The organism is Kutzneria sp. NPDC052558 (assembly GCF_044547355.1).
Taxonomy (GTDB): Bacteria; Actinomycetota; Actinomycetes; order Mycobacteriales; family Pseudonocardiaceae; genus Kutzneria.
The window spans coordinates 295,342-308,759 of sequence record NZ_JBIUAG010000010.1; the positions used below are offsets into that span (position 1 = coordinate 295,342).

Sequence of the window (13,418 nt, forward strand, 5' to 3'; positions counted from 1 at the left end):
GGCTACGGTGTATCCGAAATCGGTTGTCGAGCTGTCGGAGGCACGCCGTGACAATCCGGACCGTGCTGCCCCAGGGCGCTTCGGCGGCGACCAACAACGGATACGGAGTGACTGAAATGGAGCTCACGGACGCGACATCCCGGTTCGTCGACCTGGACGGCATGCGCGTGCACCTCCGGCGAACGGGCACCGGACCCACGCTCGTGCTGCTACACGGCAGCGGCGCGTCGCTGCACGTCTTCGATGCCGTCACGGACCTACTCGCGGACCGCTTCGACGTCGTTCGACCGGACCTGCCCGGCTTCGGGCTCACCGGTCCGCGTCCGGACCGCGACTACTCGGTCGGCGCGTACGTGTCCTTCCTCGACCGGCTGCTTGAACCGCTCGTCCCCGGGCCGTTCGTGCTCGCCGGGCACTCCTTCGGCGGCCAGATCGCCTGGACCTACGCGCTGGCCCACCCGGACCGGCTGCGCGGACTCGTGCTGATGAACGCCACCGGGTACCCGGACAAGGACATCCCGCTCGCGCTGCGCCTGGCCCGGATCCCGCCGCTGCGGCCGGTCCTGCGCCGGCTCAGCTCCCGCGCCGCGACCGCTCGCAACCTCGCCGGGCTGGTCGGACCGGGCTCGACCGTCGTCGACGACGCCCTGGTCGACCGCGTGCACACGCTGACGTCCCGGCCCGGCGCACGGGACGCGTTCATCGACTTCGCCACCACCGACCACCCCGACCGCTCGGCCGAGATCGCCGCCATCCGGACGCCGACCCTGGTGCTGAGCAGCGAACTGGTCTCAGGTCAGCACTTCGGCCGGGACATCCCCGACAGCCACGAGGTCGTGCTGCCGGGGGGCGGGCACCTCATGCCGGCCGAGGCGCCCGCCGAGGTGAGCCGGGCGATCGGCGCCTTCGCCGACGGCCTCGACCGGGAGGACGGCTGATGCGGTACTTCGTCGCGCGCGGTGAGACGGACCGGCTCGGACCCGACACGCGCGCCGGGCGGCGTGGCGACTTCGCCGTGCTCTCCGACGGCACGACCCACTACGAACTCGCGGGTCCCGCGAGCGGGCCGGTGTTCGTCTTCGTCCCGGGCCTCACGATCCCGCTCGACTTCTGGGACGAGGTCACCACGGTGCTGCACGGGCGGGGCTCGCGCACGCTGACCTACAGCGCCTACGGGCGCGGGTACTCCGACCGGGTCCGCGGCCGGTACGGGCGCCCGCTGTTCGTGCGGCAACTCGACGACCTGATCCGCCGTCTCGGCCTGTCCGACGTCCACGTGGTCGGGTCATCGATGGGCGCGCTGATCTCCCTCGCCTACGCCGCGAGCCCCGGCTCCCGCGCCGCGTCGCTGACGGTGAGCGGGCCGGCCGGGTTGTCCGCCGAACGCAACCCGATCGCGCTGCTGCCCGACCCGCTCACCCCGCTGGTCGGCAAGCACCTGCTGCGCCGCAACCTCCTGGCCCACCTCGACCGCAACGTCGAGTCCACTGTGGACGCCGAGCGGCTGCGAACGGTGGTGCTGGACGGCTTCCGGTTCGAGGGCTCGATGCACGCGCTGACCTCCACCCTCACGCACGTCCCGTTCACCAACCAGGACGCGCTCTTCGACGCCGCCGGCCTGCCGCCGACCATGCTGGTCTGGGGCGCGAACGACCGGGTCACCCCCGCCACCGCCTTCGACCGCGCCGTCGAACTGCTCAAGCCGGTGCGCGCCGAACACATCCCCGACTGCGGGCACATGGCGCCCTTCGAACGCCCGCAGCGGTTCGCCGACCTGCTCACCACCTTCGTCACGGAGCTCCAGACATGACCGACACCACCGACGTGCTCATCGTGGGCGCCGGACCCACCGGCCTCACCCTCGCCTGCGACCTGGCCCGCCGCGGCGTGCCGTTCCGCCTCGTCGACGCCGCCGACGGCGGCTTCCCCGGCTCCCGCGCCAAAGGCATCCAGCCACGCACCCTCGAAGTCTTCGACGACCTCGGCCTCCTGGACGACATCGTCGACCACTCGCGCAGCTACCCGCTGCTCGGCATCCACCTCGGCCCGGTCACGCTGCCGTGGCGGATGATGGGCCGCCACAAGGTCACCGAGGACGTGCCCCACCCGGAAACCAGGCTCATCCCGCAGTACGACACCGACGCCTGCCTACGCCGCCGCCTGGAGGAGCTCGGCGGCCGGGTCGAGTACGGCACGCGCCTGACCTCCCTCATCGACAAGGGCGACGCCGTCGTCGCGACCGTCACCGGCCCGGACGGCGAGCGGACGGTCCGGGCCCGGTTCGTCGTCGGCGCGGACGGCGGCGCGAGCGCCGTGCGTGTGCAGGCCGACATCCCCTTCGTCGGCCAGACCGACGAAAGCGACAAGATGATCGTCGCCGACGTCCTGGTGGACGGCCTGGCCCGCAACCGCTGGCACATCTGGCCCCGCAACGGCGGCCGCTTCATGGGACTGTGCCCGCTGCCCGGCGAGAAGTTCCAACTCATGCTGCGCCTCAAGCCCGACGAAACCCCCGACCGCGATCCCGCCGCCATCAGCCGCCTTGTCCACGAAGCGTCCGGACGAGCCGGCCTGCGCATCCGCGAGGTGTTCTGGTCCTCGATCTTCCGCCCCAACGTCCGCCTCGTCGAGCGGTACCGCGCGGGCAACGCGTTCCTCGCCGGCGACGCGGCCCACGTCCACACCCCCGCCGGCGCGCAAGGCCTCAACACCGGCGTGCAGGACGCCTACAACCTCGGCTGGAAACTCGCCCAGGTCCTCGCCGGCGCACCGCAAGCACTCCTGGACAGCTACGAGGCCGAACGCCGCCCCGTCGCCGCCCGCGTGCTCGGCCTGTCCAGCGACCTCTACCAAAAACTCGGCGACCGCCCCCTGGCCGCCGCCACCCGCGGCGACGAGGAGCGCCAACTCAAGCTGAACTATCGCGACAGTCCGCTCACCCACCACGACGCCACCGACACGACCGTCCACGCCGGCGACCGAGCCCCGAACGCGAGGTACCGCGACACCAACGGACACACCGGCGCCCTGTTCGACCGCTTCCGGGGTCCCCACTTCACCCTGCTGGCCATCGGCGACACCGCCATCGACGCATCCCGTTGGCCCACCACCGGCGCCGAGCTGCACGTCGTCAAGATCCCGGCCGACGCCGCGCCCAGCCTGACCAAGATCTACGGCGTGACCGGACCCACCCAGATCCTTGTCCGCCCCGACGGCTACATCGCCCACATCGCCACCGACAACCGGGCCACCGCCCTGACCCGCAGCGCCCAAACCCTGGCACCGCCCTCCATCGGCTGACGAGCCGTCGGTGTCGCTGCGCGTGTTCCAGCCGGCCGGGTTGGCCGCGCCGGCTCCCGCACTGCTCTGGACCCAGGGCGGCGGGTTCATCTTCGGCGCCCCCGAGCAGGACGACCGGAGGAACATCGCCTTCGCCCGCCAGCTCGGCATCACCGTCGCCGCCGTGCGCTATCGCCTGGCCCCGGACATGACCGTCCTGATCATCCTGCTCGCCGGCGCCCTCATCACGCACGTGCGCAACCACGACCGAGGCCGCGACCTCGTGCCGGCGACTATCTGCGCAGTGCTCGTCGCGGGCTACCTCGTGGCCCTCGGGGTGTCGTTGTGACGGTGCCCGTCGTCATCGTCGGGGCGGGCCCCAGCCGGCGCCGGTCTGAATGGCTGAGCCCCGGTCTCGCGTGATCAGCCGTGTCGGCCCTTGCCCGGCGGCACGATGCCAGGGCCGCCGTCCTCGGTCTTCTTGGCCTGGCCGGGCGGAACGTGTCCGCCGGCGCCGGTGGTCGGGCCGCTGTCAGGGCCGTGCGCACCGACCTCGGCGCCGGCCGCGAGGTCGACACCTGTCGTGGTGCTGGCTGTGGCGGTGGTCGGCGACGTTGTGGCCGGTGTGAAGGTCATGGTGGCCGGGGGAGGGGCATTCGTTGTCACCGGAGGGTCAGTCGGTCGCAACGCGAACGCCAGCAGCGCGCCGGCCACGAGCACGCTGCCGGCCGCCACCGCGACGGCGCCGCGCCGACGGGGCCGTTGCGGCAAAGGCATCGTCGACACTTCGGTCGCCCCGAGTTGGGCGAATCGCTCCACGCACTGCTCCGACGACGGTCGCAGTGCGGGATCGGCGCTGGTCATCTCGGCCAGCAGGCTCGCCAGCCCGCCGGGCAACCAGTCCGGGATCACGGGGTCGCGCGTCAGGCGCGCCAGTGCGGCCTCCGCCTGACTGCCCCGGTATTCCTGGTGGCCGGTCAGGCACTGCAACAGCACCAGGCCAAGGGCGTAGACATCGGAGGCGGGCGTCGCCCGCTCGCCGCGCACCTGTTCCGGCGCCAGGTACGCCGCGGTGCCGACGATCTCCCCGGAGCGGGTGATGCTGCCGGTGTCGATCAGGCGGGCCAGGCCGAAGTCGGCCAGATAGACCTCGCCGTCCAGGTCGACCAGGATGTTCGACGGTTTGATGTCGCGGTGCACGATGCCGTGGGCATGCACGTGGGCCAGCGTCCGCAGCAGCCGGTCGCCCAGCGCCAGCACCTCGTCGACCGTCGGCTTCTGCTTGGTCAGCGCCACGTGCAGGCTGGGTCCGTCCACCAGCCGCATCACCAGGTACTGGCTGTTCTCGTGCCGGCCGGCGTCGTAGACGGCGACCAGCCCCGGGTGTGACAGGCCGGCCAGCAGCCTGGCCTCGTCCTCGAACCGTCTGCGGTCGCTCGCGCTGGCCGTCGAGGCGAATCTCTTGATCGCCACCGGGCGCTCGAGCTTGAGGTCGTAGGCCCGGTACACCTCGGCCATCGCGCCGGCGCCCACCAGCGCGCCGATCCGGTAGCGCCGGGACAGCAGCGGTCGCGCGCCCGTCGGGCTGAACGGGTCACTGTCCATCCGCCTGCCTCCCCACGCCGTGGAACAACAACGATGGCTACCACGCTGGCGTCGAATTCACACCACGAACGACGGCATCGGTGGATCCTGCCGGATTGTCCGAGTCACGGCGCACGCATGAGCATGCGGAGCAATCGCCGTTCGGTGTCGCGCCGCAAAGCCGGCTTGGTTGGCGGGTCGGGAATGAAGTCGCGGCGCCGGCGGGTTGACCACCGTCGTCGAACGCTGCTGTCCCGGGAAGAAGGCAGGCCCTTGATGTCCTCGCTGATCACCATGCGCGCCATCCAGCTGTCCGCCCCCGGCCCCGTGGACAACCTGCGGCTGACCACGCTTCCACTCCCGCCCGAGCGGGACGGCTGGGTGCGCATCCGGGTCGAGGCGTTCGGGGTCAATCGCTCGGAGTTGAAGCTTCGACTGGGCCTGAGCGAGGGGGTCAGCTTTCCGCGGGTGCCGGGCATCGAGGCCGCCGGAACCGTCGACGTGGCTCCGGCCGGCAGCGGGCTGGCCCGCGGGCAGAAGGTCGTCGCGATGATGGGGGACATGGGACGCACCTACGACGGCGGCTATGCCGAGTACACGTCGGTGCCGTTGGCCCAGGTCATTCCGGTGGATACCGACCTTGCCTGGACAGTGCTGGGCGCCTTGCCGGAGATGGTGCAGACCGCCTACGGCTCGCTCACCGTCGGACTGGACCTGAAACCCGGCCAGACGGTGCTGATCCGCGGTGGGACCTCGTCGGTGGGCTTGGCCGCCGCCGCGCTGGCCGCATGGCGCGGCGCCACGGTGCTGTCCACCACCCGGCGGGCCGACCGTCTCGTGTTGTTGAAGGAGCACGGCGTCCACCACCCCCTGCTCGACACCGGCGAGGTCGCGCCCGCCGTGCGCGAGCTGTACCCGGACGGCGTCGACACAGCCCTTGATCTCGTCGGTACGCCGACCCTGCCCGACACACTGCGCGCGGTGCGCGTGCACGGCACGGGCTGTTTCGGCGGCAGCCTCTCCAATCAGTGGACGGTGCGAGAGTTCTCACCGAACGAGTACCTGCCGAGGGGAGTGCGCCTGGCAGGCTACTTCGGCGACGCGGCCGACCTGCCGCGGGAGGTGTTCCAGGAGATCCTCGACGCGCTCGCGGCCGGCCGGCTGACCTTCCCGGTGGACCGCGTTTACGACGGCCTGGAGCAGGTGCCGCAGGCTCACGACGACATGGAGCACAACCGGGCGACCGGCAAGCTCGTTGTCCGCGTTCGGCATTCGGACCCGGAGACGTGATCGACCTCGCACCCCGCCCCGGCGGCCTTCTCGTGACGGTCCGACTTCCCTGCGCTGGCCGATCAGGACGCGGCGCAGGGCCATCTGGGGGCGTCCAGCGCGGTGTTCTTGCGCATGGCGCTGAAGCCCATGGCCTTCGCCGACGCGCAGAACTGTGAGCCGTCCAACTGGTACTCCACCTCGAACACGGCCTTGCCCGCCTGCACGAAGGGTCGCAACTGCTCGCACTCCTCGTACTGGAAGCACTGCTCGTCGATGGCGAACTGGAAGTCGCCCACCAGCTGCGGGATCTGGTCCAGGTCGTTCTTCAACCCGATGGACAGGCCGCGCTGGTGCGCCAGCCCGGCCAGCATCCGGTTGTACGCCAACTGGTTCGCGGCAGTCAGCGGGAAGCCGGTGTCGTTGGCGTAGCCGTCCGTCTCGTCGGCCTCGACGGCGTCGAACCCCTTGCCGCGGCAGGTGTCGAAGCGGGCGGCCATGATCGGCTCCAGGACGCCGACCTGCCGGATGTCCAGCCACCGCTGGCCCGGCCAGCTCTCGGCCTTGCCGAGCACCGAGGACGGGAACGCCTTGGCGTCGGGCCGGTAGTCCTCGTAGCCGCCGGCGTCGACGTAGCAGATCACCTTGCGGCCGGCCGCATGCAGCGCGCCCACCTGCGCCGCAGTGGTCTCCGTGCCGTCGACGTCGTACACGGCGGCGTCGACGCCGGTGTCGATCGACCCGGCGAGCTGCCATTGCCAGGTGGCGCCTGGCTTCGGCTGCCAATACGACTGCGTCCCGCCGCTGGTCGACGACGCCTCGCCGGTCACCGGCCCGGTGCAGCCGGCGAGCACCAGAAGCAGCAGCGCCACGGCGACCAGGCGAGTCATGTCGGGAGGTCCTCGGGGAGGAAGGACCACGGATTGGGTGGCTGGCCCTCGGTGCACAGCGCGGAACCGACGTTGCGTTCCTCGGCCAGCACGGCGACCCGCCGGCGCAGCGTGGGGGAGACCGCGTAGACCAGGTTGAAGAACCGGTCCGCCGGCAGGTCGTGCACCCACCTGGGCACCTCGGCGTCGCGGAAGGACGGCCACGGGCCTTCGAACGTGCCCAGCAGGTCGCAGTGGGCAGCGAATTCCGGCGCCGGATGGGTGCCGTGGTTGAAGGCGACCACCCGCGACCCGATCGCCCGGGCGGCGTCGGCGAGCTCGGCGTAGCGGGCGACGTGCTCGATCCCGCTGGCCGCGCGGTCGAAGAAGACGCTCTCCACCCCGTACCACTCCCGGTACCGGCGCAGCTCGGACACCGCGTCCCGGGCGTCCTTGCGGCCGTAGTCGGTGTCCACGTACCCGGCGACCGTCACCCCGGCCGCGACGACCCGGTCGACGGCGGCCGCGAACACGCCGTCCACCAGGTGACCGGGGCCGTCGGCGATGTTGAGCACGACCAGCCGCGGGGCCGACCGTGCCAGCGCCTCCCAGTCGTCGGGCCGGACCGCGGGATGGAAGTACGCCGGCACTACCCGCCCCGTCACCGTCTGCCCAGTCATTCGCACCCCCGTCACCGTGCCGCCTGCCAGAGCTCCGTGAGGGAGGCCCGCAGCCCGATCCGCGGCCGCCAGCCGAGCACCCGCTCGGCGGCGGTGATGTCGGCCTGCTGCCACGGCACGTCGCCGGACCGCGCGGAGCCGTTGGCCGACTCGGCGATCGTGCCGGTGAAGCCGGCGATGTCGGCCAGGGTGTCGACCAGCGTCCGGACCGGCACGCCATGGCCGGCCGCCACGTTGAGCACCGGCGCCGCCACGGCCGGCGCGGTGATCGCCGCGAGCACGGCGTCGGCGACGTCGCGGGCGTCGACGAAGTCACGCACCGCGCCCAGCGGCCCGAGCGTGATCTCGCCGCGCCCGCCGGCGTCGGCGAACTGGGCCACCAGCCGGCCGGGCAGGCTGGACGGCGGGGCGCCGGCGCCGACCGGGTTGAACACCCGCAGCACCACGGCGTCGAGGCCGGCGGCATGGCCCAGTTCGACGGCCTGGGTGCCGGCCAGCTTGGTCACGCCGTAGACGCCGACCGGCCGCGGCAGCTGGGTCTCGGTGATCGGCACGTCCGGCGGGCAGACGCCGTACTCGGCCGCGGACCCCAGGTGCACGAGGCGGGCCCGCGGCGCGTGGTCGAGCATCGCCCGCACCAGCACGGCGGGGGCGGTGGTGTTGGCGGCGATCAGCTCGGCCGGGTCGCCGGTGACCGCGCCGGCGCAGTTGACCACCGCGTCCGGCCGGTACTCCTCGAGCAGCGCGGCCAGCCGCGGCGCCCCGTCAGGGCCGAGATCGACCCGCACCCGGCCGGCGCGGGACGCCGGCTGGACGTGCCAGCCGGCGGCGGCGACGATCTCGTGCACGTGCCGGCCGAGGAAGCCGGCCGCCCCGATGAGCAGCGCGCGTGGCACCGCTACACCCCCTTCAGCAGCGTCCCCCGCAGCCGGTCGAACTCGGCGTTGGCGCGGTCGTAGTCGTCCGGCCGGCCGATGTCGAGCCAGTAGCCGTCGAAGCGGTACTCCGCCGGCGGGGTGCTCTTGGCGAGCAGGTCCAGCACCAGCTCGTCGAAGCCGAGCGGCACGCCGGGCAGGTAGTCGGCGAGCGTGTCCCGGCTCACCCCGTACACCCCCATGCTGACCTGGTAGTTCAGCGTCGGCTTCTCGGTGAAGTCGACGATGTGGCCGGCCCGGCTGGTGAGCACGCCGAAGTCGACCTTGACCTGCCGGCAGTAGGTCGCCACGGTCATCGGCGCGCCGCAGCGCACGTGGTTGTCCAGCAGGTCGGCGTAGTCCAGGTCGGTGAGCACGTCGCCGTTCATCACCAGGAACTCGGCCGGCAGCCGGTCCCGCAGGTTCAGCACCGGCCCGATGGTGCCCAGCGGCGAGTCCTCGGTGTGGTAGTCGATCCGCAGGCCCCACTTGCCGCCGTCGCCGACGTAGGAGCGGATGAGGTCGCCGAGGTAGCCGATGGCCAGCGTGACGTCGCTGAAGCCCTGCTGCGCCAGTTGCCGCAGGACGATCTCCAGGATGGAGAACTCGTCGCCGATCGGCACCAGCGGCTTGGGCAGTCTCGTCGTGTACGGCCGCAGGCGCACTCCCTTGCCGCCGGCCAGGATGATCGCGTGCATGATCGCCTCCGGTCACTGGTGGTAGATGCCGGGCTTGTACCGGGCGAGGTTCTCCGGCCGCCGGAACCAGTCGATGGTCCGGCGCAGCCCGTCGTCCCTGGTGTGCGCCGGCCGCCAGCCGGTGTGCTCGGCGAGCTTGGCGGCGTCGGCGACCAGGCGTTGCACTTCGGAGTCCTTGGGACGGATGCGCTGGCTGTCCTCGGTGATGTCGACGTCGGCGTCCATCAGCCGGGCGATGTCGGCGGTCACCTGGCCGATCGTCACCTCGTCCCCGGTGCCGGCGTTGAACAGCTCGCCCACAACTGCGCTCGCCGGCGCGGTCCCCACCGTGACGAACGCCGCCGCGGTGTCGGCCACGTACAGGAAGTCCCGGCTGGGGTCCAGCGCGCCGAGCTTGATCTGCCGGGCGCCCGCGGCGATCTGGCTGATCACCGTGGGAATCACCGCCCGCGCGGACTGGCGCGGCCCGAACGTGTTGAACGGCCGCAGGGTCACGGCCGGCACCCCGAAGCTCAGGTGGTAGGACTCGACCAGCTTGTCGGCGGCCGTCTTCGACGCGGCGTAGGGCGACTGGGCCTGCAACGGGTGCTGCTCGCTGATCGGGACCGTGCGGGCGGTGCCGTAGGTCTCGCTGGTCGAGGTGTGCACCAGCCGCGGCGTGTCGCAGGCCCGCACCGCGTCCAGCACGTTCAGCGTGCCGATGACGTTGGTGTCCACATAGGACCGCGGCGCGCGGTAGGAGTACGGGATCGCGATCAGCGCCGCCAGGTGGTAGACGGCCGCCGCCCCCTCGACGAGCTCCCGCGCCGACGCCGCGTCCCGCACGTCGCCGAGGACCACGTCGACCTGGTCGAGCACGTCGGCGTCCAACTCCTCCAGCCAGCCCCACGAGCCCATCGAGTTGTAGAGCACCATGGCCCGCACCCGGTGGCCGGCGGCGACCAGCGCCTCGACCAGGTGCGAGCCGATGAACCCCTCCGCCCCCGTGACCGCTACCAGATCCGCCATCGAATCTCCTTCCGGCTCAACGGTGTCGTGCCGGCTTGTCGAGCACGACACCGGCGCGTAGGACAAGTGCGATCAGCAGGCCGCCGCACACCAGCAGCTGCACGCGCAGCACCGAGGCGGTCCGATCGAACATCACGTACCCGACCTCGGCGGCCAGCGCGCCGCCGGCCCACGGCAGCACCGCGGCCGGCCCGGAGAACGCCTGGAGCAGCAGCGCTAGGAACAGCGTGCCGCCCAACACCAGGCAGGCCGCGTACGCCAGCATGCCCGTCCACTGTGGACTGATGCCGACGGCGGCTCCGAGTTCCCGCGTCGCTGCCATCAGCACCCCGGTGCACAGCAGGTACCAGGCCACAGTGGAGACCAGCTGCCACCAGGACCGGGCGGCGAAGTCCTCCACCCGCCTGGTTCGCTGTAACAGCCGGCGCGTCCCGCTGCGGTAGCGGTGGAGCAGCCACTCCGCGGCGCCCATGCTCAACGACAGCGGCAGTGCCGCCAGCATCGCGTTGGACGCGCCGCCCGCCGTGGACGGCACCAGCAGCATCGCGATCAGCGGAAAGGCGAGCAGGCCGGCGGCGATCGCGCCGAACGCGAGATACGGCCAGGTGGCCCGCAACTCGGTCCATCGCAGCGCAGTGGCGGCTTTCGGCGCCGGCCAGCTCGTCCGGCCGAGGGCGAAGCCCAGGGTGAGCAGCGGCGTGCCGGCCACCGCCGCCAGCGCGCCGCCGCGCAGTCCGTCCGGTGCGCCGAGCGCCAGAAAGACCGCGCCGGCCAGCACTCCCGGCGCGAGCCCGGCCACCAGCCACCGTTCGCCCCGATCGACGAACAACACGGTCGCCGCCAGCAGGTATCCGCCCTGGCCGGCGGCGAAGACCGTGGCCGGACCGATCCGGCCGGCCAGCGCCGCGCCCAGCCCGACGACGGCCAGCAGCAGGACGAGCGCGCCGAGCAGCCCGAGGCGGAGCACGCGCCGCGCGCCGTCCCGGTCCACGTTGCCGAGTCGTGCGTAGCCGAGGTAGGACAGGCCCTGGCTCAACGCCCAGGAGACGATGGTCGACACCACCAGCAGCGGCACAGCGTCCACTGTGGACAGCAGGGGCGCGGCGACCGGGTAGCACAGCGACGGCAGCCCGAACAGCAGGCCGCGCAGCGCGTGCCGCCACACCGAGGTGCGCCACGGATCCGGTTGCGGCGCGGGCTCCGCCGGGCTGGGCGGCACCCGTCGGTGCAGGTCCTCGGCGAGGGCGAACACGTCGGGGAAGCCGAAGCCGACGCGTACGCTCTGGTCGCTGAACCCCTCGGCCTCCAGGCCGGCGGCGATCTCCAGCGGATCGACCGCGTTGGCGCACAACGACTCGAACCGCTCGCACAGGTCGGCCAGCTGCACCTCGGCGACCGGCCGCGCCAACGACGGCTGGAGCGGCTCCAGTTCCGGCACGGTGCCCGCGCTCACGTCTTCGCTCCCACCAGGACCGGCTCGCCGGCGGCGAGCGCGCGGTAGAGCTGGCCGAACGTGGTGATCGCCTGGTCCAGGGTGAAGTAGGTCAGCACCCGCTGCCGCGCTTCCGCGCCCATCCGGGTCCGCAGCTCGGGGTCGCCGAGCAGTGTGACGCATGCCTCGGCCATCGCGTCGGGATCGCGCGGGGGCACCACCAGGCCGGTCTCGCCGATCGCCTCCGCGACGCCGCCGACGTCGGTGGCCACGCACGGGCGGCCGCAGGTCATCGCCTCGATCACGGTGTACGGGAAGCCCTCGGAGATGCTGGACAGCACCACCACATGGCCGGCCACGTAGGCGTCCCGGATGTTGTCCACCCGCCCCTCGAAGGTGGCGCAGTCGCCGACGCCCAGCTGGTCGGCCAGCGCCCGGCAACGGTCCAGGTAGGCCTGGCCGCCGGCCGGCGTGCCGCCGAACAGGCGCAGCCGCGCGTCCGGAATCCGCTGGCGCACCAGCGCGAACGCCCGCAGCAGCGTCTCGATGTCCTTGATCGGGTCCACCCGGCCGGCCCAGCTGACGGTGGGCGCCTCGGGCTCGGCCTCGACCGGCGGGAAGTGGTCGGGCTCGACGCCGTTGTAGACGGTGCGGATGATGGCGTGGTCCGCGCCGAGCCGCTCCTCCCAGCGCTGGTTGTACATGTTGCCGGGCGTGATCTGGCTGGCCTCGAGGTACGCCAGCGAGCACAGCTGTCGGAACAAGCCCAGCACCATGGCTTTGGTCGCCCACCGGTACGGGCTCACGCGGTAGCCGAGATAGCGCTCGCGCAGATAGATGCCGTGCTCAGTGAGCAGGATCGGCGTGCCGTACGACCAGCGTGCGGCGAGCGCCGGCAACACCGCCAACCCGTTGGCCACGCAGTGCGAGACCGCGGCCCGCACCGGCCGCGCCGACAGCGGACGCAGCAGGTGCTCCAGCAGTTGCAGGCACTCCAGCGCGTCGAACAGGGTCGGCGCCGCCGGCCCGTCGGTGGGCAAGTGGTCGTGCCAGATCTCGGTCAGGGTGCGCACGGTGTCGTCGGTGCGCAGCGCGGCGGTCAGGCTGTCCTGCTGGGCGTACTCGAACAGCTGGCGCAGCGCGACGCCGAAACGCGCGACCGCGGTGTCGGACCGGTCGAGCAGGCTGCTCAGGAACTCGTGTCCGAGCGGCCGGAACCTGGCCCGCGCCGCCCGGCCGATCCTGGGCACGCCCGAGTCGCCTCCCCACAGCGGAATCGCCGTGACGGACGCGACGTTCGCCGGCAGCTCCCAGGCGACCCGCGGGTCGCCGCCGCCGACGAGGGCGACGACGTGGTAGTCGTAGTCCGCCATGCCGCGTACCAGCTGGTCGCACCAGACACTGACGCCGCCGAAGCTGTGCGGGTAGGTGCCTTCCGTCATCAGCGCGATGCCCGTCATGACCCACCTGTCCGTGTCATCCGCCGACGACCCGGGAAATTCCCGGGAAACTCGTTGTTAATGCACGGAATTGGCCGGCTGTTGGCCCGACGTATCGGCACAGCTTGCGGCTACCGACGCTCACGGCGCTCCTTTGACAGTTCACCCGCGGGCAGCACGGCAACGTTGCTGCGCCCCCAATTATCCTCAGTTGGTCACAGGCTAGAGCGTCGCGAGAGTCGCTCA

At 72.0% G+C, this 13,418-nt stretch carries 13 protein-coding genes; 5 read left to right on the plus strand and 8 right to left on the minus strand.

Annotated features, from left to right (window positions below; translation table 11 throughout):
• Positions 1-47 precede the first annotated feature (47 nt).
• Genes ACIG5F_RS20395 through ACIG5F_RS20410 form a run of 4 tightly spaced genes read left to right on the plus strand, consistent with a single transcriptional unit; the run spans position 48 to position 3,628 of the window.
• Entirely contained in the window at positions 48-938 is an 891-nt protein-coding gene (locus tag ACIG5F_RS20395; protein WP_396519561.1) for an alpha/beta fold hydrolase, read from the plus strand.
• Positions 938-1,810, plus strand: a complete 873-nt coding sequence (locus ACIG5F_RS20400; RefSeq protein ID WP_396519563.1) for an alpha/beta fold hydrolase — start codon at positions 938-940, stop codon at positions 1,808-1,810. Before ACIG5F_RS20395 ends, ACIG5F_RS20400 begins: the two co-directional genes overlap by 1 nt.
• Positions 1,807-3,300: an FAD-dependent monooxygenase gene (locus tag ACIG5F_RS20405; protein ID WP_396519565.1), complete on the plus strand. Its 1,494-nt coding sequence runs from the start codon at positions 1,807-1,809 to the stop codon at positions 3,298-3,300. The genes ACIG5F_RS20400 and ACIG5F_RS20405 overlap by 4 nt, the downstream gene beginning before the upstream one ends.
• Before the next feature lie 10 nt (positions 3,301-3,310).
• Positions 3,311-3,628, plus strand: coding sequence for an alpha/beta hydrolase fold domain-containing protein (locus ACIG5F_RS20410; RefSeq protein WP_396519567.1), 318 nt, complete (start codon positions 3,311-3,313; stop codon positions 3,626-3,628).
• 74 nt (positions 3,629-3,702) lie between these two features.
• Here ACIG5F_RS20410 and ACIG5F_RS20415 read toward each other — a convergent pair whose 3' ends face one another.
• Positions 3,703-4,884, minus strand: coding sequence for a serine/threonine-protein kinase (locus ACIG5F_RS20415; RefSeq protein ID WP_396519569.1), 1,182 nt, complete (start codon positions 4,882-4,884; stop codon positions 3,703-3,705).
• Between the two features lie 255 nt (positions 4,885-5,139).
• On the opposite strand from ACIG5F_RS20415, the gene ACIG5F_RS20420 reads away from it, so the two are divergent.
• Positions 5,140-6,153, plus strand: coding sequence for a zinc-binding dehydrogenase (locus tag ACIG5F_RS20420; RefSeq protein WP_396519571.1), 1,014 nt, complete (start codon positions 5,140-5,142; stop codon positions 6,151-6,153).
• A gap of 62 nt (positions 6,154-6,215) precedes the next feature.
• Here the strand turns inward: ACIG5F_RS20420 and ACIG5F_RS20425 are convergent, their stop codons facing one another.
• From ACIG5F_RS20425 to pelF, 7 genes are read right to left on the minus strand one after another with little or no spacing between them, the layout of a single operon-like run.
• Positions 6,216-7,022 (minus strand): endo alpha-1,4 polygalactosaminidase, encoded by an 807-nt coding sequence (locus ACIG5F_RS20425; protein WP_396519573.1) that lies wholly within the window; start codon positions 7,020-7,022, stop codon positions 6,216-6,218.
• Positions 7,019-7,681: a spherulation-specific family 4 protein gene (locus ACIG5F_RS20430; protein ID WP_396519575.1), complete on the minus strand. Its 663-nt coding sequence runs from the start codon at positions 7,679-7,681 to the stop codon at positions 7,019-7,021. The genes ACIG5F_RS20425 and ACIG5F_RS20430 overlap by 4 nt, the downstream gene beginning before the upstream one ends.
• Positions 7,682-7,692: 11 nt before the next feature.
• A complete protein-coding gene (locus ACIG5F_RS20435) occupies positions 7,693-8,577 on the minus strand; it encodes an NAD-dependent epimerase/dehydratase family protein (RefSeq protein WP_396519577.1) in 885 nt (294 codons plus the stop codon).
• 2 nt (positions 8,578-8,579) lie between these two features.
• On the minus strand, positions 8,580-9,293 hold the full coding sequence (locus ACIG5F_RS20440) for an NDP-sugar synthase (RefSeq protein WP_396519579.1): 714 nt from the start codon (positions 9,291-9,293) through the stop codon (positions 8,580-8,582).
• Positions 9,294-9,305: 12 nt separating this feature from the next.
• A complete protein-coding gene (locus tag ACIG5F_RS20445; protein ID WP_396519581.1) occupies positions 9,306-10,301 on the minus strand; it encodes an SDR family NAD(P)-dependent oxidoreductase in 996 nt (331 codons plus the stop codon).
• 16 nt (positions 10,302-10,317) lie between these two features.
• On the minus strand, positions 10,318-11,754 hold the full coding sequence (locus tag ACIG5F_RS20450) for a hypothetical protein (RefSeq protein ID WP_396519583.1): 1,437 nt from the start codon (positions 11,752-11,754) through the stop codon (positions 10,318-10,320).
• Positions 11,751-13,193 carry a GT4 family glycosyltransferase PelF gene (pelF, locus tag ACIG5F_RS20455; protein WP_396519585.1) on the minus strand — a complete coding sequence of 481 codons (1,443 nt, stop codon included), beginning with the start codon at positions 13,191-13,193 and terminating at the stop codon, positions 11,751-11,753. Before pelF ends, ACIG5F_RS20450 begins: the two co-directional genes overlap by 4 nt.
• Between the last annotated feature and the right edge of the window lie 225 nt (positions 13,194-13,418).